The following is a 26,561-nucleotide window of genomic DNA, read 5'->3' as shown; positions in this document are numbered from 1 at the left end:
TCGATGACGAAAATTGATTTGCCACGCCAGCTCGCCGGGGAGCTCATCGGCACGGCGCTGCTGCTTGCGGTGGTCATCGGCTCAGGCATCATGGCCGAGCGGTTGGCTGGCGGGAACGTTGCTGTTGCGCTGTTGGCCAACACGCTGGCCACGGTCGGTGGACTTTACGTGCTCATCGAGGTGTTCGGCCCCGTCAGCGGTGCCCATTTCAATCCGGCGGTCAGCATGGTGATGGCGTTCAGGGGCGAATTGCCGGGATCTGCCTTGGCCCCGTACATCATCGCCCAGTTGACCGGCGCGGTGCTGGGTGCCTGGCTGGCGCATGCCATGTTCGACGTCAGCATCCTTCAGCTCTCGTCCAAGCTCCGCAGTGGGCCGGGCCAATGGATCGCGGAGGCCGTGGCGACGGCCGGGCTAATTCTGGTCATCCTGCGCGCACCCAACGGACGGGCCCCGGCCATGGTAGCCAGCTACATCGGCGCGGCCTACTGGTTCACTGCTTCCACCTCCTTCGCCAATCCGGCAGCCGCCTTCGGACGGATGTTCAGTGACAGCTTTGCAGGCATCGCACCAACCAGCGTGCCCGGATTCATGTTTGCCGAACTGGTCGGCGCCGCTATCGGGCTGCTGGTTCACGCCGCCTTGCTGCCACGCCCAGATGCGCCCGGACATCCGAACGTCATCGAGGCGTCTGGCCAGCACGCGACGCGCGATGATTGATACGGCAGCTGGCAAGTAGTACGAGGCCAACCCCAACCAAGGAAACCTGATGTCTGTCACGATCTACCACAACCCTGAATGCGGAACGTCGCGCAACACGTTGGCGATGATCCGCAATGCGGGTATCGAGCCCGAGGTCATCGAGTATCTGATGACACCGCCCTCGCGCGCGCAATTGCAGCAGATGATCGCGCAAGCGGGCCTGACCGTGCGGGAAGCGATTCGCGAGAAAGGCACGCCGTACGCGGAACTGGGCCTCGCCGATCCGGCATTGACCGACGATCAGTTGCTCGACGCGATGCTCGCGCATCCGATCCTGATCAACCGTCCTTTCGTGGTGACGGAGCACGGCGCCCGGCTGTGCCGACCGTCGGAGCTTGTGCTCGACATCCTGCCGTCGCCGCAGCAAGGTCCGTTCACCAAGGAGGATGGCGAGGTCGTCATCGATGCGCAGGGCCAGAGGGTCACGCGATGACAGGTGCCTTGCCCAACGTCGTGCCGTCGGTGCTCGACACGCCTGACCTGCAGAAGCTCGAACCCGCGCGCGTCAGCACGCACCCGCCGCGCATCCTGCTGCTCTACGGCTCGCTGCGCGCGACGTCCTACAGCCGGCTGCTGACGCTGGAAGCGGAGCGCATCCTCCAACACTACGGCGCCGAGACGCGTGTGTTCGATCCACATGGCCTGCCCGTGACTGACAGCGTGCCCGCCGACCATCCGAAGGTCGTCGAGCTGCGCAAGCTATCTGAATGGTCCGAGGGTCAGGTCTGGTGCAGCCCGGAGCGCCACGGCACGCTGACGGCGGTCTTCAAGAACCAGATCGACTGGCTGCCTCTGGAAAACGCCGGCATCCGGCCGACGCAGGGCCGCACGCTGGCTGTGATGCAGGTCTGCGGGGGATCGCAATCGTTCAATGCGGTCAACGCGCTGCGCGTGCTGGGTCGCTGGATGCGGATGGTGACGATCCCGAATCAGTCGTCGGTGGCCAAGGCGTACCAGGAATTCGACACGTCCGGCCGCATGAAGCCCTCTTCCTACTACGACCGCGTGGTCGATGTGATGGAGGAACTGTACAAGTTCACGCTGCTGGTCCGGGACCGGTCCGACTATCTGACCGACCGCTACAGCGAGCGCAAGGAAGCGGCCCCGGCGCGCGCGGCGGCGCTGGCTACCGCGGCGATGGACCACGAGCGGCACGCGGCCGACGCAGACACCGACGACGACGAAGTCGAGTAGGACAGAACATGGCGAATTCGCCGACTGGCAGCCTCGTGGCCCGACTTGGGGCCGCGCAAACGCTCGCATGGGCGTCCTCCTACTATCTGGTGGCAATGCTGGCCGTGCCCATGGCGCGGGACACGGGGGTAGCCGTGCCCACGGTCTTCGCGGCATTCAGCGCGGCGCTGGTTATCTCCGCGCTGCTCGGACCATACGCCGGGCGACTGATCGACCGTCTGGGAGGACGGCCGGTGCTGATCGGCACCAGCCTTGTATTCGCGGTGGGGCTCGCCGGCCTCGGGTTCGCGCGGGAGGTCGTCGGCTTGTTCGCAGCGTGGCTGATCCTCGGCATCGGCATGGGTAGCGGCCTTTACGAAGCCGCTTTCGCGACGCTGGTGCGCCTGTACGGCACGCGTTCGCGCAACGCCATCACCGGCATCACGCTGATCGCCGGCTTCGCGAGCACGGTTGGCTGGCCCCTCTCCTCCTATCTTGAGAGCCACTACGGCTGGCGTGTGGCCTGCTTCGCGTGGGCGGCGTTGCACTTGACGCTCGGCCTGGCGCTCAATGCCAGCCTGCCGCATGCCGGGGAGGAACTCGCCCCAAAAAGCGCCGGGCAGACCGCGAGTTCTGGTGGCGCCGATCCGACCGCCCCCAATCCCGGGCCGATGGCGACCTATGCGCTGGCCTTCGTGTTCGCGGCGACGTGGTTTATCAGCACGGCCATGGCGGCGCACCTGCCTCGGCTGCTGCAGGCCGGCGGCGCGACACTGGCCACCGCCGTGATGGTCGGCGCGCTGATCGGTCCCTCGCAGGTGGGCGCCCGTCTGCTCGAATTCGGCCTGCTGCGCAAGGTCCATCCACTGCTGTCGGCACGGCTTGCCGCCTCGCTGCACCCGGTGGGCGCGGCGGCCTTCGTGATCCTCGGCGCACCGGCGGCCACGCTGTTCGGCGTGTTGCACGGCGCAGGCAATGGCATCCTGACCATCGCCAAGGGCACGCTGCCGCTCGTCATCTTCGGTCCGCACGGCTATGGACATCGCCAGGGCCTGCTGATGGTGCCGGCACGGATTGCGCAGGCGCTGGCGCCGTGGCTGTTCGGCATCTGCATCGACCTCTGGGGCGCGCAAGCGCTGTGGGTGTCGGGCGGATTGGGACTCGCAGCCACCGGCGCGCTGTTCGCCATTCACTCGGCGACGACAGAGCCAGCGGCGCGCGTTGCCGCCGCCGAATAGCGCCTCCCGCCCCGAACGCATTCACGCACGTTGGCACGGACGTTGCTTTCCAGTCCACCACTACATGGTGGTTTCAGACTATTGGAGTCTGAATTTTTGGGAGCATCGGATGAAGAAGAAGATTGCGCGCGGGGCAGCGTTGGCGCTGTCCATTTGCGTACTGGCTTTCAGTGCTGGTACTGCATTGGCGCAGGCATACCCCTCCAGGACGATCAGGCTGGTGGTGCCTTTTCCGCCGGCCGGTGCCACGGATGTCCTGGGCCGGGCGATTGCCCAGAAGCTGTCCGAAGGACTGGGTCAACCGGTGGTGGTGGAGAACCGGCCTGGTGCAGGCAGCACGATAGGCTCGGACATCGTTGCAAAGGCGGCGCCCGATGGCTACACGCTGTTGCTGGCGTCCGGCTCGCTGGCCATCGCATCCAACCTCTACACCAAACTCAGCTTCGATGTTCTGAAAAGCTTCACGCCGATCTCGCTGGTGGGCCACGTACCCCATATGCTGGTCGTGAACCCTTCGGTGCCAGCGAATTCGGTCAAGGAGTTGGTCGCGCTGGCCAAGGCCAGGCCCGGACAGCTGAGCGCCGCATCGCAAGGAAATGGCACGCTGTCCCACCTTGAACTGGAAATGTTCAAGATTTCCACTGGCGCCGACATGCTGCATGTCCCCTATAAAGGCAGCAATAACGTCATGCCCGATCTGCTTGCCGGCAATGTCTCGGTGTTCTTCGACAGCGTGCCGTCTTCCATGCCACTGGTGAAGAGCGGCAAGCTCAAGGCGCTGGGTATCGTAGGGACCAAGCGCTTGCCCACAAGCCCGGATATTCCGACACTCGCCGAAGCCGGCCTTCCCGGGTTCGAAATCAAGAACTGGTTCGCGCTACTTGCACCCGCCGGCACACCCGGCGAGATTGTGGAGTTGCTCAATGCGCAGATGCAAAAGGCCGTTGCCTCGCCGGAGCTTGCTGCGCGGTTGGCCGACCAGGGGGTCATCCTGGAAGCCAGCACGCCAAAGCAGTTGGCCGCAATGATGCAATCCGACGTCGCAAAATGGGGCAAGATCGTGAAAAGCGCCAATGTGCACCTGAATTGAACGCGGCGGGTACGGAGGAATGCAGCCCTGAAGACCCAACCTGCGTTACAGCAGGGCGCCGTCGCGCAGCCATCGCGCGGCCTGGTCTTCGATCGCAAATCGAGGCGCCTCTGCAAACGCCAGGCCCGTGGCGTGCGTGAACCGGATGTCCTTGAGGCCGATGACGCCAAGCACTGCGGTCAGGTACGGGCGAAAGAAGTCCGGTTGAACGGGAGGATCGCGGAACATGGCGCCGCCGGAGGTCACCGCCACGAACGTCGGGCGATCACGCAGCAATCCGACCTTTCCTTCGGCCGTGTTGACGAATGTGACGTCGCGTCGCACCACGAGATCGATCCAGTTCTTGAGCACGGCCGGCACCGTGAAGTTGTAGACCGGCGTGGAGATCCAGAGCATGTCGGCCTGTTCGAGTTCCTCGATCAGCGCGTCCGAAACCGCGAGCGCTGCGCCGTGGCTCTCCTTCGCTTCGGCGACAGGCAGAAGCAGCGACTCGGCATACGCCGCGGTGATGGCCGGCAGGGGCTCGGTACCCAGGTTGCGTTTCGTGACTCGGATCTCCCGCCCTGAAGGCACCGATAACGCAGGAAGCAGTTGCTCGGTCAGGTGCCGGCTCGTGGAAAAGTCGCGGCGAGGGCTGCAATCGAGCAGCAGCACATTAAGCGGTTTCATTGCAATTCCATGCTGAAGTGGAGACCCTGGGCGAGCAGGCCTGAACGGAAGTAAAAACGGTGCGCCAGCGTGTTCGCGAGAGCGGTATCCAGAACGAGTTTCCGGCAGCCTTCCGTGCGTCCAAGCTCGCGAAGCGCTTCCAGCAGCCGCTCGCCGTGGCCCTGCCCCCGGCCTTCCGCACTGGTAATCAGGTCGTCAACATAGATGAAGCGCCCGTGAATCATGTTGTCGAGCCGGCGATATCCGGCCAGCGCCACAGGCTTGCCGTCGTCCCAGACGCCGAGCAGCCGGTAACCTTGTTCGCCTTGCAGCCTGACGGCGGCCAGAAGGTCTTCAGGTGTCTTCAGTTGGGGGCGCAGTTGCCGCATGACAGGAAAGCAGGCGCGAACGTCCGCCTCCGTCTCCGCATGTCCGAGAATCAGGTTGTTTGCCATGGTGCCGATGAGTGCTGGTTTGTGTAGCTTCAATGTAGTGGAGCGATGTCACAGCCAACAGGGACATGATTTGCCCTTTCAACTAGACCATTGGCCGGATGGCGCCTGGCCGCGGCCCGGCGGAGGTTGCGATGCAGCCGCATGACGGGACGGCAGAACAGGTCCCGGAAGGTGGAAAGCCGGACGCGCTGGCAGCCAGTGTTGATACTGGCAAGCCATCAGGACATCAGGTCTGGCGATGACTGGTGATGCGATCGACGATGCGTCGAATAAGGGGAGCCGCCAACACCACAATCGGCACCATGGTCAGCCAGGAGATGCCCCATGCTCTCAGCCAGTGCTGAAGGAACATGCCCCGGTCTGCAAATGGCAAATTCGCGATGGCGGCGGAAATCGAACAGGTGAATCCGGTCTGGATAACGCCATAGGCGAGATGGCTGTAACGCGAAGGAATCTTGAGCATCAGAGCCACCTCTTTTCTTCCTCTATTGCGCGAGCGTTATGCCCGTTATGCCGGGACGACCGCGCTTTCCGTAAGCCGCCGCACGGTTTCGTCGGTATCCCAGAGGGCGTTCGCGATATAGCGGAAATTGACCAGCGCCGCGTGATAGCCGTCGCCCTCCGGCAGCTTCGGGCCGGCCACGGCGTCGCGCACGACCGCAACTTCGAAGCCCTGCTCCAGCAGATCCCTCAAATGGGATTCGACGCAGAGATTGGCGGCCATGCCCGCGAGGATCACCTGATCGACGCGCTGCTTGCGCAACTGCAGAACGACGTCGTTGGATTGCGGGCCATAGAGCTTGTGCGTCGAGCAGATAATGGTCTTGCCATCCTCGATGTACGGCTTGAGTTCCGGCATGAAATCCGCACCGGAGCCGCGAAATCCGTCCAGCGTCAGCGCGCCAGGGCGGTCAAACATGCCGACGGCATGCTGGAACATCTCCGCGGGGCCCTGCACTTTCCACGTGTGATCGTGGGGAAAATAATAATGCGGGGAAATCGCGACGGTAATGCCGGCCTGCTTCGCGGCCTCGAACAGACGTACCAGGTTGGGCACCAGGTTCTGCTCCGTCACGCTTTCTCCGACAACGCCCCAGCTACGGCCTTCGGGACTCATGAAGTCGATCTGCGGATCAATCACCACGAGCGCTGTGCGCGACAGGTCCAGCGTAAGGCTGGCTTTCGGCAACGCCGGATCGACCGGATCTGCATACTGGGTGGGGGGATTGCACATGGGAATTACCTCTTGCGATGAATGAACCGGTTCGACGCCGTGCACCTCGGTGCTGTCGGAGAGAGGGCGACGGGTTTAACTGCGAATAAATGCGAGAAGGTCGGCATTGAACTTGTCGCGATGCGTATCGGTGAGCCCATGCGGCGCGCCGGGATAAACAATCAGCTTCGAGTTCCTGACCAGCCTCGCGGATGCGCGTCCGGCGGCATCGATCGGAACGATCTGGTCGTCGTCGCCGTGAATGATCAGCGTAGGCACGTCGATCTTTCTGAGGTCCTCGGTGAAATCGGTTTCCGAGAACGCCTTGATCGAGTCATAGGTGTTCTTGTGTCCGCCCTGCATGCCCTGGGCCCACCATGCGTCGATCAGACCTTGCGACGGCTTTGCACCGGGACGGTTGAAGCCGTAGAACGGCCCGGCCGGCACATCCTTGTAGAACTGGGATCGATTGGCGAGTTGCGCGGCGCGCAGGCCGTCGAACACTTCAAGCGGCAGGCCGCGCGGATTGGCGGCGGTCTTGAGCATCAGGGGCGGCACGGCCGACACCAGCACCACTTTCGAGACGCGTCGCGTGCCGTGCCGGCCGATATACCGCGCCACCTCGCCACCGCCGGTGGAGAAACCCACGAGGATGGCGTCCCTCAGGTCAAGGGTTTCGAACACGGTCGCCAGATCGTCGGCATAGGTGTTCATCTCGTTGCCATTCCAGGGCTGGCTTGAACGGCCGTGGCCACGACGATCATGCGCGACCGCGCGATACCCTTCCGACGCGACGAGCATCATCTGGGCCTCCCAGCTATCCGAGCTGAGCGGCCAGCCGTGGCTGAAGACAACGGGCCGGCCGGTACCCCAGTCCTTGTAATAGAGCTGGGTGCCGTCCTTCGTCGTGATGTAACTGCCGGACGCCGCACCATTCGGCTTCGCGGAGGCGGCCCTCGCGGCGGACGATGCCGCCGTCGCTGACCCGGGCAAGCCGGCGGCGACCAGCGCGCTGGCCGTGGCTGCGCTGCCGAGCAGCAAGTCACGCCGGGACACACCTTGGGCAAGACGACGATTGGCTGACATGGTGAGATTCCTTTCTTCGCTATATGAGTGGGAATTGGTCGGGTGACTGCATTGCACCGAAGTTATAAACGACCAGTCGTCTATTTAAAGGGTAAAAAAAATCAACCCAGTAACCGCTTGAGGGTGATCTGATGAAAACGTCGGCAAGCGTCGCCATTGCGCTCGACCTTGCTGCGCATGACGGCCCCTTCCCATGCCTCGACGATGATGGCCGCCAACTGCGCGGAATCACAATCCGCATCCAGTTCCTGCCGGGTCTTCGCCTCCTCGAGGCAGGCCGCCACCATGCCTTCCCACTTGGTCAGGATCTGCGCCAGGGCAGCCCGGACTTCGACGCTGGAATGGGAAAGCTCAAGAGAAAAGTTGGCGATGATGCACCCCAGCTTGAATTCATGCGCCGCATGGTCTTCCACCAGCAATTCGAACAGCTTTTCGATCCTCGCCAGCGGCTTGATGCGTGCGTCGTACATCACCTTGCCATGGCGTTGTTCGATGGACTCCCAATAGGCTTCGAGCACTTCGGCGGCAAACGCTTCCTTGCTGTCGAAGTAGCTGTAGAAGGACCCCTTGGGGACACCCGCAGCCGCCACGATGTCCTGCACTCCAGACCCGTTGAAGCCCAGTTCATGAACAACACGACCGCCGTCGGTCAGCAGTCGGTGACGAATCTCGGGGTTGGCGGGCCGTGGCATGTGGGATTTGCGGGTGAAGGTCGATGGACGAAAGATAGACGACTGTCTGGTTATTGTCAAACGGCACGCACGTCACTTTGACCAGAAACGATCGCCCTATGCTTTCAGCACCTGCATCAGGTCCGCCACCAGCCGATTGGCTTCGGTCTGACTGCGCAGATTGGTAAAGCCCATGAGCAAGCCCCGCCGGCCTGGCGCACCATGCCGCCATGCCGTCAGCGAGTGGATACCGAATCCGGCCGCCCGCGCGCGACGAACCATCGCCAGATCGTCAAGTTCATCCCTGACGCCGACCAGCAGATGCATCCCGCCATCCTGCAGGCAAACCGTGAAGCCGTCCGCCTTGTAGGGCGCCAGCGCCTCGGCCAGCATCGCGCGCCGCCGCGCGTAAAGCGTCCGCATGCGCTTGATATGCCGGGCGAAGTGCCCCTCGGCGATAAACTCCGCCGCCACGGCTTGCAGCAGCTCGGGGCAGCCGCCGTGCGCCGCGCGCCTGCAGGCCAGATCCACCGCCGCCACCTGACTTTGCGGCACGACCAGGTATGAGAGCCGTAGCCCCGGGTAAAGGACCTTGCTGAGCGTGCCGCAATAAATTACCCGGTCGCCTGTATCCAGGCTCTTCAACGCCGGCAACGGGTGGCCGCGGTAACGATATTCGCCGTCGTAGTCGTCCTCGATGATCCACGCGCCCTGATCGCCAGCCCAGTCGAGCAGCTCGACGCGCCGTTGCAGTGTCAGCGCGACGCCCGTCGGGCACTGGTGCGATGGCGTCACCACGGCCAGGCGTGCATTGGGAAAATGCTGACGCCCAAACTCCACGTCGAGGCCATGTTCATCGACTGGCACGGTCGAGACTTGCAAGCGCTGCCGCTTGAGCGATTGGGCAGTCGGCGGGTAGCCGGGGGACTCCACCCACGCACCTTCGCCCTCCAGATTGAGGGCATCCATCATCATCGCGAGGCCGGCGGTGTAGGCCGGCACGACATACACCTGGTGCGGCTGGGCGTCGATGCCCCGTGAGCGTTGCAAGTAAGCGGCCAGCGCTTCCCGCAGAGGGCCATATCCGGCGGGCGCCGGCTTGGTGAGCGAGCCGGCCCTTCGTATTTGCCGCGCCATCAGCCTCGTCCACAGCTTTCGCGGGAACTCATCGAGCGCGGGAAGCCCCAGCTGGAACGGCGTGGGAGCCCCACCATCCGTTTCGATGAAGCCTTCGGTAGCGCCCGGGACTGCCAGTGTGGGATTCGCCGGTGCGGCGTCCGCGCGATGGGGGCGCGATGACGTGATTTGCTCGGAAACGAAAGTCCCCGCAGGGCCCCTGGCGATCAGGTAGCCCTCACCCAACAGCCTGTCGTAGGCGACCTGGACGGTCCCGCGGGCCACCCCAAGCTCGACGGCAAATGCACGCAGGGAAGCTACCCGCTGCCCGGGCTTCAGTTGCCCCTGCTCGATCAACGCGCGAACCCGGGCATATATCTGCTCGTGCAGCGGCGATGCATTGGATGTGTCCTGAACCGATGACTTCGACATGGCGTGGTCAAAAAACAAGAAGCGCCCGGTTCCGACGAGCGGACACGGGCGCAGCACAACGTGGGTACGGCGTGCCTGAGTGTGCGTGAGTCAGCCTGAGCGGCCCGACGGCAAGCGACGACGCGGCAGGCCGAGGCAACCATTCCCCGTGTCCGGGGTGAACACGCGAACTTGCCGCTACGGCAGGACCGCTGCCCGTCGTCACCGGCTTCCGGCCGGACGCCGTAGAGCTTACACCGCGGTGCCGGTGAACGGGTTGGCGGCTTGGCGGCGCACCAGGCTTCCGGCTCAGCTGCCGGAGAAATTCACACGCATTCCGCACATGGCGAGCATGATGACGATCGCGACCAGCACGGCAAAGGCGGTGCCCCACAGCACCAGACCGTCGGCCAGTCGGCGTCGGGTGCCATGCGCCAGCGCCACGATCCGCATCCCCGCAAACGGGTGAGCGATCACGGCCACCACGGCCAACAGGTAGTAAGGCACCAACCGGATATTCCAGGCATCGCGAATCAGCCCGGCCGGCGCGCCGATTCCGAACGACCAGTCCGACTCGATATGCAGATGGATGCGTGCGAGGTACAGCACCGCATTCAGGTGGCTTGTGATCGCCACCGCAAGATAGACGCCCGACGCGATCTGGAATGCGCGGAAGCCATCACAGGGACGCTCGGTCTGCCGCCACGCCATGACCAGCCCGGAGCCGATCAGGAACACCGTGCCGGCGATCAGCAGCGGCTCGAACACGGTCGAACGGTAGAACAGCCGCAGCACCTTCATCACGGCAACGTGTGTGTCATTGCCCGCCAGACCCAGCAGGTGATTGCCCAAATGAAGGCTCAGATAGGTCACGATAAATCCCAGGGCCACGATGCCATGCGCCCAGCGCAACCGGACCAGCGGCGCGCGCTCCTGCAGCGTCACGGGCCGCTGGTTATCGGACCGCGCGATGGCGATCGCCAGGCCGCCCCAGAAGACCGCCAGCACCCATTTGTCGATCGCCGACACGCCCGCCAGGAAGCAAACCACGCCGATCAGCGTGAACAAGGGCGGCGCGGCCACGGCAAATATCGCCACCCGGCGCGCCAGCAAGACCGCCGCCGTCGGCGAGGTCAGCCGGAACAGCGGCACCGAGACTGCCAGCGCCAGCAGCGGCACGGCAAACGCCAGGGCCAGACTGATCGCCGCGATGGCAATGGCCAGCACGCTGCCGTCCGCCGCGGCCGGCACGGCCTGGTGAAAACTCATCAACGGGAACGGGTAGAGCGCCGCCGCCAGCGGCGGCAGCAACCACGTCACAGGCGTGATGGCGCCAGCGCGGGCCTCCCCACGATCTTGCGAAACAACATCCATCGATATCTCCTCGGAAGGGTAGTCGGCGTTGCGCGGCAGTGCCCTGCCCGATACCCGCCTTCGTCACGGCCCGGCCGTGAATGGGACTTACAGATTCAGCAATGCGCCGATAGCAGAGGGCCGCGACATGCAGCCACAATCAGCGGCGGAATTCTGGCCGATCGACACCTCCATCGACAGGCACAGATTTTGAACTTTCGACTAGGCCATGAACCAGCGCGGGAAGAATCGAATACGCTGCTTGCCAGCGGGACACCATGCTCACATCAACACGGCTGGCCTCGGCGCAGCGGGTGACTCAGGCGTGGCTGAAGCGCGCATCGCCGACGCCCCTTGCCGTTGAATTTTCTGTTGGATGTGCTAGTCCTTAGATATTTTCCTCAGCCGCATTCGGACCCATCCAAAGGGGTAATCATGAAGATCGTCATCATCGGCGGCACCGGCCTGATCGGGTCGAAGACCGTCGCCATCCTGCGCCAGGGCGGCCACGAGGTCATTGCCGCGTCGCCCAAGAGCGGGATCAACACCATCACAGGCGAGGGTCTCCAGGCAGCCCTGGCCGGCGCGCAGGTGGTGGTCGACCTCGCCAACTCGCCCTCGTTTGAAGACAAGGCAGTGCTGGAATTCTTCGAGACCTCCGGCCGCAACCTCGCGGCAGCGGAGGTCGCGGCGGGCGTCGGACATCATGTCGCGCTCTCCATCGTCGGCATCGAACGGTCGCCCGACAACGGCTATTTCCGCGCCAAGGTCGCCCAGGAAAAACTGATCGAGGGCGCCGGCATCCCCTACACCGTCATCCGCTCGACCCAGTTCCTGGAGTTCCTCGGTGGCATCGCCGCATCCAGTGTGGATGGCGACGTCGTCAAGCTTTCGCCCGGCCTGTTCCAGCCCATCGCGGCGGACGACGTGGCCGCCATCGTTGCCGATGTCGCGGTCGCGGCGCCGCGCAACGGCATCGTCGAGATCGCGGGCCCGGAGCGCGCGCCGTTCGACGAAATCATCGCCCGCTACCTGAAGGCGGTCGGCGACCCGCGCAAGGTCGTGCGCGACCCCGACGCCCTGTACTTCGGCGGCCGCGTCGAAGAGCATTCGCTCGTGCCATTGGGCGAGGCGCGCCTCGGCCAGATCGGCCTGGATGAATGGCTGCGTCGCGCCAAGTCAGGCGCCTGATTCCGTATTCACCAACACGAAAAAGAACCATGAAACGCATCCTCTGTTCCCTGCTTCTCGCCGCCCTGCCGTTCGGCAGCGTGCTCGCGGAGTCGCCGGCGTCGAAGAACGCCAAGGTCACCGTCGTCTACCAGCACGAGCTGCCGAATGTTCCGGGCAAGAGCATCAAGGGCGTGCTCGTCGAATACGGCCCGGGCGGCTACTCGCCCGGCCACACGCACGCCAAATCCGCGTTCATCTACGCGACAGTGCTTGAGGGAGAGGTCAACAGTCAGATCAACGATGGACCGGTGACAACCTACAAGGCCGGACAAAACTTCTCCGAGATGCCTGGCGACCGCCACGGCGTCAGCGCCAATGCCAGCAAGACCAAGCCGGCCAAGCTCCTCGCGGTATTCGTGGTGGACACGGCCGATACGGAACTGACGACGCCGTTCGGGCACTGAGGTGTAAAACCTCCGTGCGGAGGTATGGCGTCACGTGAAAGCGGGACGCCGTGCCTCCGGCGTGTAGTGCCTCTTAATGAGCGGTTAAGCAAGCTGACGTAGGCTGACATTCCAACCTACAGCATTGCTCCGCTCATGCCCCCTCCCAGCACTGCTTCCCCGGACGCACGAAACGCGGAGCAAGCCACGTGGAGACTCGCCACGCATGGTCTGGCGGATACCATCGGACGCCGCGCGGCGATCCTGCTCCTGCTGGAAAGCCCGCAACGCCACCAGACTGCCGATGCGCTATGTGCCGCGATGCTGGTCTCGCGGCATCGCTGCGCCTTGTCCAGTTTCCGCAAGGCCATCTATGAGCTCGCTGCCGCAGGGGTGCTGGCACGCGTCACGGTCTGCCCGTTCGGCAGTCACCAGATGCACTACTACGAGCTCGCGGAACGCCCGCATCACCATCTGTTCTGCGTGCGCTGCCATCGCATCGACGAAGTGGCCGATGGCATCCTCGACGATCTCCAGCAGCGCGCCTTGCGCGCGCATGGCCTGACGCCAGTCTTCGCCATCAGCGGCGCGATGCACGGTGTATGCGCGGCATGCGCCAGCGCCGGCACGAACTCGGCGGCGCGCGCCGACGCATTGCATCACCCTGCGTGATTCGACGGCGCGCCGCGTGACAGCGCGTTTATAGCGACTCGCGCCTGGCGTCGGCAGTTGCCTCCGTGTCGCCGCCCTTTGCCGAGCCCCGCTTCGGTCGGCGAACAGCCCTGATCTTTCCGCTGTCTCCGCCTCCGCAGAAGAACTGGTCTGCGCCATCCGACTCCAGCCCCGACACGCCGACACCCGCCGGCAGCGCCAGCTGCTCCAGCACCTCGCCCGTCTGGGGATCGACTCGCCTCAGCTCGCTCGCGTCGTTTTCCCAGGTGCCGTGCCACAGCTCTCCGTCGACCCACGTCACACCCGTCACAAACCGGTTGGACTCGATGGTGCGGAGAATCGCCCCGGACTGGGGATCGACCTGATGAATCTTCCGGTCCCGATACTGCCCCACCCAGAGCGTGCCTTCGGCCCAGGCGAGACCCGAGTCGCCACCGCCGCCGGGCGCCGGGATCGTGGCCAGGACACGGCCAGTCGCCGGATCGATCTTCTGGATGCGATCCTCCGCGATCTGGAACAGGTGCTGGCCGTCGAATGCCGTGCCCGCGTGGGCGGCGACATTGATCGAGCGCAATCGCTTTCCGGTCGCCGGATCAAGCGCGTTCAGCTTGTCTCCGGCGGCAAACCAGACTTGCTGGCCGTCATAGGTGACCCCGTGCACATGGTCGACATCCGGATAGGGGCCGTACTCGCGGATGATCTGGGCGCTGGATTGGTTCATGGATTTCACGATGGGCTGGTTGATGGCTCCATCCTAGTCGCCCGGCAGGGGCGCGGGGAGTAACAAGGTCGTCGCGAATCCCGGCACGGGCGGCGTCATCCATCGGCGCGCCCGTCCGCGACCGAACGCCTGCACCTTGCCGGCTGCCGCAAGCGTATCGAGTGCCCGCTGCACGGTGCGCTGGCTGGCGCCCAGCGCCACGGCCAGCGCCGAGCTCGACCACGACTCGCCATCGGCGAGGAAGGCGATCACCGCCGCATGCGGCGCCTCGACGGGCTGCGCCAGCACGACGACCTCGCCGTCGTGGCGCGGCACCAGCACGAACCCTCGCGGTGTCGCGCTGACGTCGGCAAGCGTGCCAAGCAGCGTGCGCAGTCGCCCGATCTCGACCCGCAGCCGCGCGCGATGCGATTCATCGGCGTGCTTCGCACGGAATGCCCGTGCGACGAGCGTATCCCTCGGCACGTCTTGCGGCCACGCCTCGGCCAGCACGCGGGCCAGCGTGAACAACACCGGGCGCGTGGAGAGCGAGACCACCGCGTCGCCACGGCGCACCGCATAGCGGCACGCGTCCACGACGAACGCCTTCGACGCCAGCAGCGCCTCCACTTCTTCGAGGCGGAGCAGCCGCTGCCCGCCACGCGCGATGAGGCGCGCCACGGGCGTGGCGAGGACGAGGGCCACGTTGTCGACCTCCGCCGCCAGCGCGGGAATTCCCGCGTGACGCGCGGCGTGTCCGGCCCGCGCGAGCGCGGCGCGTGCCGTCTTCGTCCGGATGCGTCGTATCGCGATCCCCGCGACGACCAGTTCGTGAGCGGCCCGCAAGGCTGGGGGAAACGGTGTGGGATCGAGTTCGCCGAGCGTTCGCTCGGCGTCGTCAAGGCGCCCGATCAGGAGCAGGCGCCGGACTTCGAGGTAACGCGCATGCGCGGCATTCACGCGGTCGCCGTGCGCTTCGAGCGTCGCCCGTGCGGCATCGAGCGCCTTGGCAGACCAGCCCAGGTCGCGAGAAACCAGCGCGATCTCGGCCTCCGCGACGATGCATCGCGCGCGGGCAACGGCCTCCCTGGGGCCGAAGGCGCGCGCCGCGCCACGCACGAGCGCCTTCGCACGAACGAGGTCGCCCAGCTGGGCCATCGCGATACCGCGAAGCGCCAGCGCGGGGGCGTCGTCGCGCAAGGCGACCCGGTTCAGTGCACCAAGCGGATCACCCGCCGCGAGCGCGCGCGCTGCGGCTGTAATGAGAGAGTCCATCAGAATCCCGCCACGCTGGACCGGCGGGCGGGGTTACCCGAGGCCACTGCTATCGACGTACTCCAGCGCCTCGCGCACCGCGCGGCGCGCCTTGAGCACGTAGCAGACGCGGCGGTCGCGGATGGTCAGCGTCACCACATCGGCCTGAACCAGCTCCTGGAAGTGATGCGTGGCGCGCGGCAGGCTGAGCCCGGCCAGCTCGGCGAGGCTCACCGCGGGCAAGCCGGCTTCGCCAGCCTCCAGCAGCGCCCGGCAAATGACCGCGCGCGCCGGCACGGCCAACAGGGCGAGGGTCAGGGCGCTTTCCTGGGTCTCCATCTTCAACCCCTTCTTCTGGTCTGTCCGGCAACGGCTCCAACCGCTGCCATGCGGCGGCAACGGCCTCCCGCTTTCCTTCTACGCCGCGTGTTGCGCAAACGCAATAGGGACCACCGCCCGATAGGGGCGCCGCACAACACCTGACCCGCTCCCCTCCCCGGCGCCACCCGTCGGACGCCTGAAATACTGAAATAAACAGTAATAGGACGGTCGTATCGCACATACCTCGTGCGCAGTATGCTTGTACGGTCAAGCGACGGATGTTGCGCCAGACCGCCCCGCGCGGCAGCGCCCCCACCGAGGCCACCATGCCCGCTTCTGCTCCCCTCCACAGGCGGCCGCTCGCGCTCGCCCTTGCCGTCATCGCCGTGGCACTCGTTGCCTGGCTGCTGGCCGGCCCGGCGGCCAGGCTGCTCGGCCCCCGCGAAGCCGCCAGGGCCGCCCCGGCGATCGTCGTCACCACCGCCACCGCCCGCGCCGAGGATGTCGATATCGGCCTGACCGGCGTCGGCACGGTGCAGGCCATGGCCACGGTGACCGTGAAGCCACGCGTCGATGGCCAGCTCGATCGCGTGGGCTTTGTCGAAGGCCAGGATGTGCAGGCCGGGCAGGTCCTGGCGCAGATCGATCCGCGCACATTCCAGGCGCAGCTGCAGCAGGCCCAGGCCACCAAGGCGCGTGACGAGGCGCAACTGGCCAACGCCCGGCTGGACCTGCAGCGTTTCGAACAACTGATCAAACAGGACTCCACCACGCAGCAGACCCTGGATACCCAGCGTGCGCTGGTGGGCCAGCTCGCCGCCGCCGTGCGCAACGACGAGGCGCAGATCGCGCTGGCCAGGGTGCAACTCGATTTCACCATCATCACCGCACCGCTGGCGGGCCGGGTGGGCGCGCGGCTGGTGGACCCCGGCAATATCGTGCATGCCGCCGACTCCACCGGCATCGTCGTGATTCGCCAGATCGACCCGATCGACGTGGTGTTCACGCTGCCCGACGATGCATTCGGCCGGATCAACCGCGCGGTGCAGGCCAGCCGCACGCCGCTGGCGGTCTACGCCAACGAACGCGTCAGCGACATCGAACTCGGCAAGGGCAGCCTGATACTCGTCAACAATACGATCGACACCACCAGCGGCACCATCCAGCTCAAGGCGCGCTTTGCCAATCCCACGCACGCGCTGTGGCCCGGACAGTACGTCAACGCGCGGCTGGTACTCGGCCAGCGCGACCGCGCCGTGACGATTCCCGCCTCCGCCGTCCAGCGCAATGACACCGGCACCTATGTCTACACGGTGCAGCAGGACGCCACCGTCAGGCTCCAGCCCGTGGAAGTGGGCGAGCTGCAGGGTGCCCGCGCGATCATCGCCAAGGGCGTCAGCGCCGGAGACCGCGTCGTGGCGGATGGCCAGTACAAGCTCAAGCCCGGCGCCACGATCGCCGAGGCGCCGGCCCGCCCCGCCCCCGGCGCGGCCAGCGGGCCGGTGGTCGCCGCGAATGCCGCGAATGCCGCGAACGCCACGAATGCCACGAAGGCCACGAACGCCGCCAACCCCGCGACTGGCGTGCGCCCATGAGCATTTCGGCCATCTTCATCAAGCGGCCGATCGGCACGTCGCTGCTGGCGCTGGCGCTGTTGCTGGTGGGTGTGGCCGCGTGGCCGCTGTTGCCGATCGCCCCGCTGCCGCAGGTGGACTTCCCGACCATCCAGGTCTCGGCCAGCCTGCCCGGCGCCAACCCCGAGACGATGGCGTCCAACGTGGCGCAGCCGCTGGAGCGGCAGTTCTCGCTGATTGCCGGGCTTGCGCAGATGACCTCCACCAGCGCGCAGGGCACCACGCAGATCACGCTGCAATTCGACCTGAACCGCAGCATCGACGCCGCTGCTGTGGATGTGCAGGCCGCCATCAACGCAGCCGGCGGCCAGTTGCCGGCCAACCTGCCCAGCCCGCCATCGTTCCGCAAGATCAATCCGGCCGACTCGCCGATCCTGGTCCTGGCCGTGCAATCCGATGCGCTGCCACTGACCACCGTCAATGACTTCGCGGACAACATCCTGGCGCAGCAGATCTCGCAGATTGCCGGCGTAGGGCTGGTCAATATCGGCGGACAGCAAAAGCCCGCGGTGCGCATCCAGGTGGACCCGGGCAAGCTGGCGGCGATGGGCATGAGCCTGGAAGACATCCGTGGCGTAATCGCCGCCACCACGGTCAACCAGCCCACCGGCAGCACCGATGGCGCCACCAAGGCCTTCAACGTCTACACCAACGACCAGCTGACCAAGGCCTCCGCGTGGAACGACATGGTGCTGGCATACCGCAACGGCGCCCCCGTACGCGTGCGGGATGTCGGCCAGGCCGTGGACGGCCCCGAGAACAACCGGCTGGCCGGCTGGGGCTTCGCCGGGGCGGCGGCGCCAGGGGACAACACGTTCCACAACGGCCGCGCGATCATCCTCGCGGTCACCAAGCAGCCGGGCGCCAACGTCATCGCCACGGTGGACCGCATCAAGGCCGCCCTGCCACGGCTGCAGTTGTCGATTCCGGCATCGGTCAGCGTCAACGTGCTGGCGGACCGCACGCAGAACATCCGCGCATCCGAGGCCGACGTGGAATTCACGCTGATCCTGACCATCGTGCTGGTCGTGGCGATCATCTTCGTGTTCCTGCGCAACCTGCCGGCCACGCTGATCCCGAGCGTGACCGTTCCGCTGGCGCTGCTCGGCACGGCCGGCGGCATGTACCTGCTGGGCTACAGCCGCGACAACCTGTCGCTGATGGCGCTGACCATCGCCGTGGGCTTCGTGGTGGACGACGCCATCGTGATGCTGGAAAACATCTATCGTCACGTGGAAGCCGGCATGACGCCGATGGAAGCCGCCCTGCAGGGCGCCGGCGAAATCGCCTTCACGATCGTATCGATCTCCGTGTCGCTGGTGGCCGTGTTCATCCCGCTGCTGCTGATGGGCGGCATCGTCGGACGGCTGTTCCGCGAATTCGCGGTGACCGTCACGCTGACCATTGCCGTGTCGGTGCTCGTCTCGCTGACGCTCACGCCGATGCTGTGCTCGCGCTTCCTGCGTCCCCACGACCCGGCGCATGCCGAACAGCATGGCCGCGTCTATCAATGGTTCGAGCGGGGCTTCGATGCGATGCTCGGCGCCTACCGGCGCGGGCTGGATCGCGTGCTGCGCCATCAGTTTGTCACGCTGTGCGTCTTCCTGCTGACCGTGGCCACCACCGTGGCACTGTTCCTCTATATCCCCAAGGGCTTCTTTCCGCAACAGGACACCGGCTTCCTGTTCGGCATCGCCGAATCGGCGCAGGACGCTTCGTTCAAGTCGATGAATGCGCGCATGGTGGCACTGGCCGACGTGGTGCGCAGCGACCCCGACGTGGCCGCCGTGGGCATGACCGGCGGACAGAACACCGTCAACACGGGCAATTTCTTCATCAGCCTGCGCCCGAAGGAGCAAGGCCGCACGGTGACCGCCGACGAGGTCATCGCCCGGCTGCGGCCCCGGCTGGCCAGGGTGGAAGGCGCCAACCTCTTCCTGCAGGCCGGGCAGGACATCAACGTGGGCGGGCGGCTGTCGCGCACGCAGTACCAGTTCACGCTGACCGATGCCAACCTGGACGAGCTGAACAGCTGGGCGCCGCGCGTCCTCGCGCGCTTCCGCGAGCTGCCGCAACTCGCCGACGTGGCCTCGGACCAGCAGAACGCGGCCGCAGCCGCGATGCTGACGATCGATCGCGCGCGCGCGTCCAGCTTCGGCATCACGCCGGCGCTGATCGACGCCACGTTGTACGACGCCATTGGCCAGCGACAGGTGGCGCAGTACTTCACGCAGATCAACAGCTACCACGTGATCCTGGAAGCCACGCCGCAAATGCAGGACGACCCCCGCCTTCTGGACAAGCTCTATCTCACCTCGCCCATCACGGGCCAGCAGGTGCCGCTGTCCGCCTTCGTCAAGGTGGACACCAACCGCACGGCCTACCTGTCGATCAGCCACCAGGGGCAATTCCCGGCCGTGACGATTTCGTTCAACCTGGCGAGCGGCGCGGCGCTCGGCGATGCGGTCACGGCCATCAACGAGGCGCTGGCCGGCATGGGCCGGCCGCGCACGCTCACCGGCGCCTTCCAGGGCACGGCGCAGGCGTTCGGCGCTTCGCTGGCATCGCAGCCGTACCTGATCGCCGCCGCGCTGATCGCCGTCTACATCGTGCTCGGCCTGCTCTACGAGAGCTACATCCACCCGCTGACAATTCTCTCCACCCTGCCCTCCGCCGGCGTGGGGGCGCTGCTGGTGCTGATGCTGGGTGGCTACGATTTCACGGTGATCGCGCTGATCGGCGTGATCCTGCTGATCGGCATCGTCAAGAAAAACGGGATCATGATGGTGGACTTCGCCCTCGTGGCGGAGCGCGAGCGCGGCATGTCGCCGCACGACGCCATCTATGAAGCCTGCCTGCTGCGCTTCCGCCCGATCATGATGACGACGATGTGCGCACTGCTGGCCGGCCTGCCCCTGATGCTGGGGCACGGCGCCGGGTCGGAGCTGCGCCGGCCGCTTGGCTACGCGATGGTCGGCGGGCTGGTGGTGTCGCAGATGCTCACGCTGTTCAGCACGCCGGTGGTCTATCTCTACCTCGACCGCGCGCACCACTGGTACGTGCGGCGCAAGGCGGCACGCAGCGGACGCCCGCTGCCCCCGCACACCGACAAGCACGCGGAAAAGACGCGTGAGTACATCGGTGGCGAAGGCGACTAAGGCGGCGCCATGCCAGCGTGATGCGCCACGTCGAATCACGTCACCTCGATGGTTCCCCCCATGCTCTCATGGCCCGACCCGCAGAAGATGTCGCACAGAAAGCCGTAGCTGCCGGGCTTGCCCGCCGTCAGCGGCACCTGCACCGTCCGGCCTGGCGGGAGATCGGCGCGCACCTTGAAGTCCGGCGCGCTGAAGCCCATGACGACGTCCTCGGCGGTCATGGCGAGCAACACGGTTTCACCCGCTTTCAGGGCGATGCGGTCCGGCGTGAAGACGAAGCGGCGGGCACGCACGGCAATCACGCGCGGCGCGGCGGCATCGCCATGACGAACCACGGGCGCCACCGCGGCGGCCAGCAGCCACCCCAGCAGCGCGCGGCGAGACAACTTGTCGGTCATCGCTGGCTCCTTACGCGCTGGTTTTCACTGGCCGCTCGGCGAGGCGAAAGCCCTCCGGTGGCTGCGTGGCCGTCACTTCGCGCCAGCCCAGGCCGCGATAGGGCTGCGCGGCGTCCCATGGCAGCGGGGTTCGCTTGGGTTGCGATCCGGGCGGCGGGAGCGGAAACATCAGCGAGCGCGCCGCGTGGTGCGCGATGTGGCCGGTCATCTGGTGGTGCTCCTGGTGGATATGCCCGTAGAACACCGTGACATTGCGATAAGGCATCAGCAGGTCCACGACCTGTGCGCCGTCGCGCGTCGCCCAGTCCCATTGCGGATAGAGATCGAACAGCGGCCGGTGCGTGAAGACGACGATGCGGGCATCGCGCGACCGCTTGCCGAGGTCTTCCCGCAGCCAGGCGCGCTGGGCATCGCCGACCTGGCCGGCCGGGTCCGACACGTTGTCCAGCACGATGAAATGCACGCCCTTGTGATCGAACGTGTAGTGCGTGGGGCCGAAGAGTTCTCGATACGCCTCGCCGGCGTCGAGGCTCGCATCGTGCTCCCCGGGCATCAGGTGCACGGCGCCGGCCTTGAGCGGGGCGATGATCTCCTTGAATTCGCGCATGCGGCGCCGCCGTTCGCCGGCATCGTCGGTGGTATGCGTCAGGTCGCCCGTGAACATGATGAAATCGGGTGGCTGCGGCAGCGCGTTGACCGCCGCCACCGCGCGGGGCAGCGTGCCGCGCGCATCGGGATTGGGCGGGCCTTCGAAGCCCCAATGCGCATCGGACAGCTGGACGAAGACGAAATCCTCGTCGCGCCCCGCCGCCCAGCCGGGCAGGGCCGACGCAAACACGGCGCCGCCGGCCGCGCCCGCCAGGCGCAGCACATCGCGCCGACTCCAGGTTCCATGCATGACTGCCTCCATACTTCAGGTGGGTGTGCCTGTCATACCGGCTGGGGTCGTGTGTTATTCCCGGTTGGATGCACGATCTGGTGCCGGATTTCGCGGCCGGCAGGATGCCCGGCGGTCCGAATGAAAAAAATCGGCCAGATGCGGCGGCGACGGGAATAGAATCGGCGCAGCGCCGGTATATCGGAGAACGCACCATGCTTCTACGCCCACGCCTCACGCCTCGCCCAAAGGACTGACTTGGACGCCGCCGCCACGCGCCGCCGATTCGACGACCTGGTGTTGCCGCACCTGGATGCCGCGTACAACCTCGCCCGCTGGCTGTGCGGCAACACGGGTGACGCCGACGACGTGGTGCAGGAGGCCTTCCTGCGCGCGTTCCGGCTTTTCGGCAGCTTCCGGGGCGACCAGCCACGGCCGTGGTTGCTGGCCATCGTCCGCAATACCTGGTTCACGACGTGGCGAAAGCGCAAGACGGCGGCCGAGACCGGCTACGACGAGGCGGCGGAAACCGACACGGCGCTGCCCGACTGGCACGGATCGCCGACCGACCCCGAGCAATGGCTGCTGCGCGAGGAAGACGTCCGGCTGGTGCACGCCGCGCTCGAACAATTGCCGGTGGCTTTCCGTGAAGTCCTGATACTGCGCGAGCTGGAGGAACTGCACTACCGCGACATCGCCCGCATCGCGGATATTCCGGTCGGCACGGTGATGTCCCGGCTGGCCCGTGGGCGGCGGATGCTGGCCGCCGCGGTGGTGGCGCTGCGCGACGACGCGGCGCCGCGCGCGACGGCCAACGCCGCGCGTCATGACACAGGAGCGGACTCGGGTACGGATACGGGCGTGAACACCACGCGTCCCGCGGGGGAGACAGGCCATGGACTGCAATGACGCGAGGAACCTGCTGCAGGCCTGTGCCGACGGCGAAGTCGGCGCGGCGGACAGCGTGCGGCTGGAGCGACACCTCGAAGACTGCGACGGCTGCGTCGCCAGCCTGCGCAATTTGCAGGCGCTGCGCGCGGCCACGCGTCACGGCGCATCCTATCATCGCGCGCCCGCCGAATTGCGCGCGCGCGTGCTGGCCGCGCTGCCGGGCGCACCACAGGAAACCTTCGACGATCTCGCCGCGCCGCCCGCCCCCGCGGGCTGGCGCAACTGGTTCACGTGGGCGCCCGCCGCCAATGCCGCGATGGCGGTCGTTACGGTGGCAGCGGTCGGGCTGGGCCTGTCCCAGTACGCGCAGCGCGAAACGCCGGGCGACGTCACCGCCAACGCCATCGTCGCCAGCCACGTGCGCGCACTGATGTCGACGCGCGCGATCGACGTGGCATCGTCCGACCAGCACACCGTCAAGCCGTGGTTCAACGGCCGCATCGATTACGCCCCCGAAGTGCGCGACCTGTCCGCGGCGGGCTTCCCGCTGGTGGGCGGCCGGCTCGACTACATCGACGGGCAGCGCGTGGCGGTGCTCGTGTACCGGCGCAACCAGCATCCGGTCGACGTGTTCGTCATGCCGGGCGACAGTTCAGGCGATCTGGGGGAACGGGTGCGCCAGGGATACCAGCTGGAGTCCTGGGCGGCGCGGGGGATGCGCTACTGGGCCGTGACCGATGCGTCGGCGGGCGATCTGCGCGCCTTCGTGCAGGCGTGGCGCAATGCGGAGGGTGGCGGGGAACGGTAGCGCCGAAGGGCGGCACCGAAGGGTCGCGCGTTGCGCACCGGCGGATCACCGGTGCGCAACGCGAACCTGCTGCTTGCGTCAGGTTGTCAGCACGAACGGCAGCTGACGCTGGCGCTTGCCGGTGAGGCGGAACAGTGCGTTGGCCACCGCGGGCGCGATGGCGGGCACGCCCGGTTCGCCGAGGCCGGTCGGGTTGTCATCGGAAGGCACGAAGAACACGTCCACGCGCGGCGCGTCCGGCATGCGCGGCGGCGGATAGTCGGGGAAGTTGCTGTTCTTCACCACCCCGTTCTCGATCTCGATGGCAAACCCGGGCCGGGTCATCGCCAGGCCAAACACGCAGCCACCCTGGATCTGCGCCTCGGCGGACAAGGGGTTGACCACGCGGTTGGCATGCACGCCCGCGGTCACGCGATGCACGCGCGGCTCGCCCTTGACGATCGACACGTCCACCACGTACGCCACCACGGAGCCGAACGACTCGTGCACGGCCACGCCCCAGGCATGGCCTTTGGGCAGCTTCTTCTTGCCGTAGCCGGAATTGTCCACCGCCAGCTGCAGCGCGGCGCGATGCCGCGCGTGCTTGCTGGCATCGAGTTGCGCCATGCGCCATGCCACGGGGTCCTGCTTCGCGGCGGTGGCCATTTCATCGGCCAGGGTCTCCTTGACGAAGCCCGTATGCGTGTTGCCCACGGACCGCCACCAGAGCACCGGCACATCCACCTTCGGGTGATGCACGGCCAGCTGCAGCGGCAGGGCGTAGTCGTTCTCCAGGATGCCCTCGGTCATCGTGGCGTCCACGCCGTTCTTGACCATCATCGGCTCGAACGGCGTACCGGTGATGATCGACTGGCCGACGATGGTGTGCTGCCAGCCCACGACCTTGCCTTGCGCATCGAGCCCGATGCGAGCGCGGTGCACATGCAGCGGACGGTAGTAGCCGCCCTTGATGTCGTCCTCGCGGCTCCACATCACCTTGAGCGGCTCGGCATGTCCATTGGCCACCCATGCACGCAGCACGCCGGCCGCTTCCACCAGGTAGTCCGACGTGGGTACCGCGCGGCGGCCGAAGCCACCACCGGCCATCATCGTGTTGAGCGTGACCTTGTCCGGTGTCAGCGACAGCGTGCGCGCGATGGCCATCTGGTCGATGGTCTGGAACTGCGAGCCCACCCACACCTTCACGGCGGTGGCCTTGTTGCCGGCCACTTCCGCCTGCATCGTGCAGTTCAGCGGCTCCATCGGCGCGTGGGCCAGGTAGGGCACGCGGTACTCGGCTTCGATCACCTTCGCGGCCCCGGACAGCGCCGTGTTGATGTCGCCGCCCTCCAGCGCCCGGGCCACCGTGCCCGGCTGCGCGGCCAGCTTGCTGTACTGGTCGTACAGCGCGGCCGTGCTGACGGTGGAGCCGGCGTCTTCCCAGACGATCTCCAGCGCCTCGCGCGCCGTCTTGGCCGGCCAGTAGCCGTCGGCCACCACCGCCACGCCGGTGCCGCCGCGATCCACGGGCACCAGCATCACGTCGACCACACCCTTGATCTTGCGGGCGCGGTCGGCATTGAAGGACTTGACCTTGCCGCCAAAACGCGGCGGGCGGGCCACCACGGCCACGACCATGTCCTTGAGCCGGGTGTCGATGCCGAACACGGCATCGCCATGCAGCTTGGAAGCCGAATCCAGCCGCGGCGTGGGCTTGCCGACGATGCGGAACTGCGACGGGTCCTTCAGGCTGACCTGCGCGGGCACCGGCAGCCCCATCGCGGCCTGCGCCAGTTCGCCATAGGTGGCGCGGTTGGACCCGGACGTGACCACGCCCATCGACGTGGTGCAACTGGCCGGGGCGACCTTCCACTGCTGCGCGGCGGCGGACACCAGCATCGCGCGGGCGCGGGCGCCCAGTTCGCGGTACTGCTGGAACGAGTGGTTCAGCGCGGTGGAACCGCCCGTCATCTGGATGCCGAACGCGGGATCCTTGTAGGCGTCGCCGGCCGGTGCCAGCGTCGCGCGTACGTTGCGCCAGTCGACGTCCAGCTCTTCGGCCAGCGCCATCGGCAACGCGGTGTGGACACCCTGGCCGAACTCCAGCCGATTGACGGCAATCGTCACGGTGTTGTCCGGCGCGATGATCAGGAACGCCTGCGGCGGCGACGGCGGCTTGGCCGCCCCGCCCTCCTGGGCCTGGGCCATGCCGCTGGCACCCACGCCCGCGATGCCGATCGCTAGCCCGCCACCCGCCAGCCCGGTCAGTTTCAGAAAGCTGCGGCGGGACAGCGGTGCGACGGGCGCGGCGCTCGCCGGCTGGTCCGCATGAACGCCGCTGCCGCCGGCGAGGGCCGCAATGCCATGTTCGATGTCACGAATGCGCATGATGGCTCCCCCGGATCAGGCGATGGCCCGGGCGGCATCCTTGATGGCCGCGCGGATCCGTTGGTAGGTGCCACAGCGGCAGACGTTGCCGGCCATGGCCTGGTCGATATCCGCATCGGTCGGACGCGGCTTGCTGCGCAGCAGTCCGACGGCGCTCATCACCTGGCCGTTCTGACAGTAGCCGCACTGCGCCACGTCATGCTGGATCCAGGCAGCGAGCACGGCACGGCCGATCTTGTCGTCCGGCATGCCTTCGATGGTGCCGACCTTGCTGCCGGCGGCGGCGGAAACCGGCGTCACGCAGCTGCGCGTGGCCTGGCCGTTGATGTGGACCGTGCAGGCGCCGCAGGCGGCCATGCCGCAGCCGAACTTGGTGCCCGTCATCGCGAGGTTGTCGCGCAGGGCCCAGAGCAGTGGCGTGGACGGATCGGCGTCCACCTCCACGGTTTTACCGTTGATGGTGAGGGTGGTCATTTTGGGGACAACTCCTTGGGTGCTTTGCCCGTCGAGATTTTTTTCGAGCGGACCGCCGGGCCGATGGCGATTCGGCATCGCTGGCTACCGGCGGAACCCAACGAGAATAGTGCAAATCGGGATTTCGTGCGTTGCACCGTCCACATCACGCGCGATGCACCGCAATGGGGCGAAA

At 66.4% G+C, this 26,561-nt stretch carries 27 protein-coding genes; 12 read left to right on the top strand and 15 right to left on the bottom strand.

All coding sequences use genetic code 11. From position 1 onward, the window contains the following. Positions 1-3: 3 nt before the first annotated feature. From BLR29_RS08835 to BLR29_RS08815, 5 genes are read left to right on the top strand one after another with little or no spacing between them, the layout of a single operon-like run. A complete protein-coding gene (locus BLR29_RS08835; protein ID WP_092136305.1) occupies positions 4-720 on the top strand; it encodes an aquaporin in 717 nt (238 codons plus the stop codon). A 49-nt stretch (positions 721-769) separates the two neighbouring features. Beyond that, a complete protein-coding gene (arsC, locus tag BLR29_RS08830; protein ID WP_092136303.1) occupies positions 770-1,195 on the top strand; it encodes an arsenate reductase (glutaredoxin) in 426 nt (141 codons plus the stop codon). Next, on the top strand, positions 1,192-1,956 hold the full coding sequence (gene arsH / locus BLR29_RS08825; protein WP_092136301.1) for an arsenical resistance protein ArsH: 765 nt from the start codon (positions 1,192-1,194) through the stop codon (positions 1,954-1,956). The genes arsC and arsH overlap by 4 nt, the downstream gene beginning before the upstream one ends. A gap of 8 nt (positions 1,957-1,964) precedes the next feature. Continuing rightward, complete coding sequence (locus BLR29_RS08820) at positions 1,965-3,173, top strand: MFS transporter (RefSeq protein WP_092136299.1); 1,209 nt, start codon at positions 1,965-1,967, stop codon at positions 3,171-3,173. After that, positions 3,157-4,263, top strand: a complete 1,107-nt coding sequence (locus tag BLR29_RS08815) for a Bug family tripartite tricarboxylate transporter substrate binding protein (protein ID WP_255371143.1) — start codon at positions 3,157-3,159, stop codon at positions 4,261-4,263. The genes BLR29_RS08820 and BLR29_RS08815 overlap by 17 nt, the downstream gene beginning before the upstream one ends. Before the next feature lie 45 nt (positions 4,264-4,308). On the opposite strand, the gene BLR29_RS08810 is transcribed toward BLR29_RS08815, so the two are convergent. The 8 genes from BLR29_RS08810 to BLR29_RS08775 all read right to left on the bottom strand — a co-directional run bounded on the left by BLR29_RS08810 (position 4,309) and on the right by BLR29_RS08775 (position 11,237). Next, positions 4,309-4,932: an FMN-dependent NADH-azoreductase gene (locus BLR29_RS08810; protein ID WP_092136295.1), complete on the bottom strand. Its 624-nt coding sequence runs from the start codon at positions 4,930-4,932 to the stop codon at positions 4,309-4,311. Further along, the gene (locus BLR29_RS08805) at positions 4,929-5,366 is read right to left on the bottom strand and encodes a GNAT family N-acetyltransferase (protein WP_092136292.1); all 438 of its coding nucleotides are present in this window, start codon (positions 5,364-5,366) and stop codon (positions 4,929-4,931) included. The genes BLR29_RS08810 and BLR29_RS08805 overlap by 4 nt, the downstream gene beginning before the upstream one ends. A 226-nt stretch (positions 5,367-5,592) precedes the next feature. Continuing rightward, the gene (locus tag BLR29_RS08800; protein ID WP_092136290.1) at positions 5,593-5,829 is read right to left on the bottom strand and encodes a DUF2798 domain-containing protein; all 237 of its coding nucleotides are present in this window, start codon (positions 5,827-5,829) and stop codon (positions 5,593-5,595) included. Between the two features lie 45 nt (positions 5,830-5,874). Beyond that, complete coding sequence (locus BLR29_RS08795) at positions 5,875-6,600, bottom strand: cysteine hydrolase family protein (RefSeq protein WP_092136288.1); 726 nt, start codon at positions 6,598-6,600, stop codon at positions 5,875-5,877. Between the two features lie 75 nt (positions 6,601-6,675). Then, positions 6,676-7,665 (bottom strand): alpha/beta fold hydrolase, encoded by a 990-nt coding sequence (locus BLR29_RS08790; protein ID WP_092136286.1) that lies wholly within the window; start codon positions 7,663-7,665, stop codon positions 6,676-6,678. A gap of 101 nt (positions 7,666-7,766) precedes the next feature. Beyond that, positions 7,767-8,357 (bottom strand): TetR/AcrR family transcriptional regulator, encoded by a 591-nt coding sequence (locus BLR29_RS08785; RefSeq protein WP_092136284.1) that lies wholly within the window; start codon positions 8,355-8,357, stop codon positions 7,767-7,769. 96 nt (positions 8,358-8,453) lie between these two features. Then, entirely contained in the window at positions 8,454-9,941 is a 1,488-nt protein-coding gene (locus BLR29_RS08780) for a MocR-like pyridoxine biosynthesis transcription factor PdxR (protein WP_369804571.1), read from the bottom strand. A 231-nt stretch (positions 9,942-10,172) separates the two neighbouring features. Beyond that, the gene (locus BLR29_RS08775) at positions 10,173-11,237 is read right to left on the bottom strand and encodes a hypothetical protein (RefSeq protein ID WP_092136280.1); all 1,065 of its coding nucleotides are present in this window, start codon (positions 11,235-11,237) and stop codon (positions 10,173-10,175) included. A 414-nt stretch (positions 11,238-11,651) separates the two neighbouring features. Between BLR29_RS08775 and BLR29_RS08770 the strand changes: the two genes are divergently transcribed. From BLR29_RS08770 to BLR29_RS08760, 3 genes are all read left to right on the top strand, one after another. Then, the gene (locus tag BLR29_RS08770; protein ID WP_092136279.1) at positions 11,652-12,407 is read left to right on the top strand and encodes an SDR family oxidoreductase; all 756 of its coding nucleotides are present in this window, start codon (positions 11,652-11,654) and stop codon (positions 12,405-12,407) included. 29 nt (positions 12,408-12,436) lie between these two features. Continuing rightward, on the top strand, positions 12,437-12,853 hold the full coding sequence (locus BLR29_RS08765; RefSeq protein WP_092136276.1) for a cupin domain-containing protein: 417 nt from the start codon (positions 12,437-12,439) through the stop codon (positions 12,851-12,853). Between the two features lie 135 nt (positions 12,854-12,988). After that, entirely contained in the window at positions 12,989-13,504 is a 516-nt protein-coding gene (locus BLR29_RS08760; protein ID WP_092136273.1) for a Fur family transcriptional regulator, read from the top strand. Between the two features lie 28 nt (positions 13,505-13,532). On the opposite strand, the gene BLR29_RS08755 is transcribed toward BLR29_RS08760, so the two are convergent. Genes BLR29_RS08755 through BLR29_RS08745 form a run of 3 tightly spaced genes read right to left on the bottom strand, consistent with a single transcriptional unit; the run spans position 13,533 to position 15,797 of the window. Next, a complete protein-coding gene (locus BLR29_RS08755) occupies positions 13,533-14,225 on the bottom strand; it encodes a Vgb family protein (protein ID WP_092136271.1) in 693 nt (230 codons plus the stop codon). A gap of 33 nt (positions 14,226-14,258) precedes the next feature. Further along, on the bottom strand, positions 14,259-15,479 hold the full coding sequence (locus tag BLR29_RS08750; RefSeq protein WP_092136269.1) for a helix-turn-helix domain-containing protein: 1,221 nt from the start codon (positions 15,477-15,479) through the stop codon (positions 14,259-14,261). A 33-nt stretch (positions 15,480-15,512) separates the two neighbouring features. Beyond that, a complete protein-coding gene (locus BLR29_RS08745) occupies positions 15,513-15,797 on the bottom strand; it encodes a winged helix-turn-helix domain-containing protein (RefSeq protein WP_092136266.1) in 285 nt (94 codons plus the stop codon). A gap of 308 nt (positions 15,798-16,105) precedes the next feature. Between BLR29_RS08745 and BLR29_RS08740 the strand changes: the two genes are divergently transcribed. Both BLR29_RS08740 and BLR29_RS08735 read left to right on the top strand, forming a co-directional pair. Further along, positions 16,106-17,374 carry an efflux RND transporter periplasmic adaptor subunit gene (locus BLR29_RS08740; protein WP_255371142.1) on the top strand — a complete coding sequence of 423 codons (1,269 nt, stop codon included), beginning with the start codon at positions 16,106-16,108 and terminating at the stop codon, positions 17,372-17,374. After that, complete coding sequence (locus BLR29_RS08735) at positions 17,371-20,571, top strand: efflux RND transporter permease subunit (RefSeq protein ID WP_092136262.1); 3,201 nt, start codon at positions 17,371-17,373, stop codon at positions 20,569-20,571. Before BLR29_RS08740 ends, BLR29_RS08735 begins: the two co-directional genes overlap by 4 nt. 35 nt (positions 20,572-20,606) lie before the next feature. Here the strand turns inward: BLR29_RS08735 and BLR29_RS08730 are convergent, their stop codons facing one another. Both BLR29_RS08730 and BLR29_RS08725 read right to left on the bottom strand, forming a co-directional pair. After that, complete coding sequence (locus BLR29_RS08730) at positions 20,607-20,969, bottom strand: cupredoxin domain-containing protein (protein WP_092136260.1); 363 nt, start codon at positions 20,967-20,969, stop codon at positions 20,607-20,609. Between the two features lie 10 nt (positions 20,970-20,979). Next, positions 20,980-21,867: a metallophosphoesterase family protein gene (locus tag BLR29_RS08725; RefSeq protein ID WP_092136258.1), complete on the bottom strand. Its 888-nt coding sequence runs from the start codon at positions 21,865-21,867 to the stop codon at positions 20,980-20,982. A gap of 237 nt (positions 21,868-22,104) precedes the next feature. Between BLR29_RS08725 and BLR29_RS08720 the strand changes: the two genes are divergently transcribed. Both BLR29_RS08720 and BLR29_RS08715 read left to right on the top strand, forming a co-directional pair. Then, positions 22,105-22,755, top strand: coding sequence for an RNA polymerase sigma factor (locus BLR29_RS08720; protein ID WP_092136256.1), 651 nt, complete (start codon positions 22,105-22,107; stop codon positions 22,753-22,755). Further along, positions 22,742-23,545 carry an anti-sigma factor family protein gene (locus tag BLR29_RS08715; protein ID WP_092136254.1) on the top strand — a complete coding sequence of 268 codons (804 nt, stop codon included), beginning with the start codon at positions 22,742-22,744 and terminating at the stop codon, positions 23,543-23,545. Before BLR29_RS08720 ends, BLR29_RS08715 begins: the two co-directional genes overlap by 14 nt. A gap of 78 nt (positions 23,546-23,623) precedes the next feature. On the opposite strand, the gene BLR29_RS08710 is transcribed toward BLR29_RS08715, so the two are convergent. Next, positions 23,624-25,912 carry a xanthine dehydrogenase family protein molybdopterin-binding subunit gene (locus tag BLR29_RS08710; RefSeq protein ID WP_092136252.1) on the bottom strand — a complete coding sequence of 763 codons (2,289 nt, stop codon included), beginning with the start codon at positions 25,910-25,912 and terminating at the stop codon, positions 23,624-23,626. A gap of 15 nt (positions 25,913-25,927) precedes the next feature. Continuing rightward, positions 25,928-26,386 carry a (2Fe-2S)-binding protein gene (locus tag BLR29_RS08705; protein WP_092136250.1) on the bottom strand — a complete coding sequence of 153 codons (459 nt, stop codon included), beginning with the start codon at positions 26,384-26,386 and terminating at the stop codon, positions 25,928-25,930. Positions 26,387-26,561 lie beyond the last annotated feature (175 nt).

The sequence above is a fragment of the Cupriavidus sp. YR651 genome (assembly GCF_900101625.1).
Classification (GTDB): domain Bacteria; phylum Pseudomonadota; class Gammaproteobacteria; order Burkholderiales; family Burkholderiaceae; genus Cupriavidus.
Note: the sequence above shows the minus strand (reverse complement) of the source record. Positions and strands in the feature narration are given on the sequence as shown.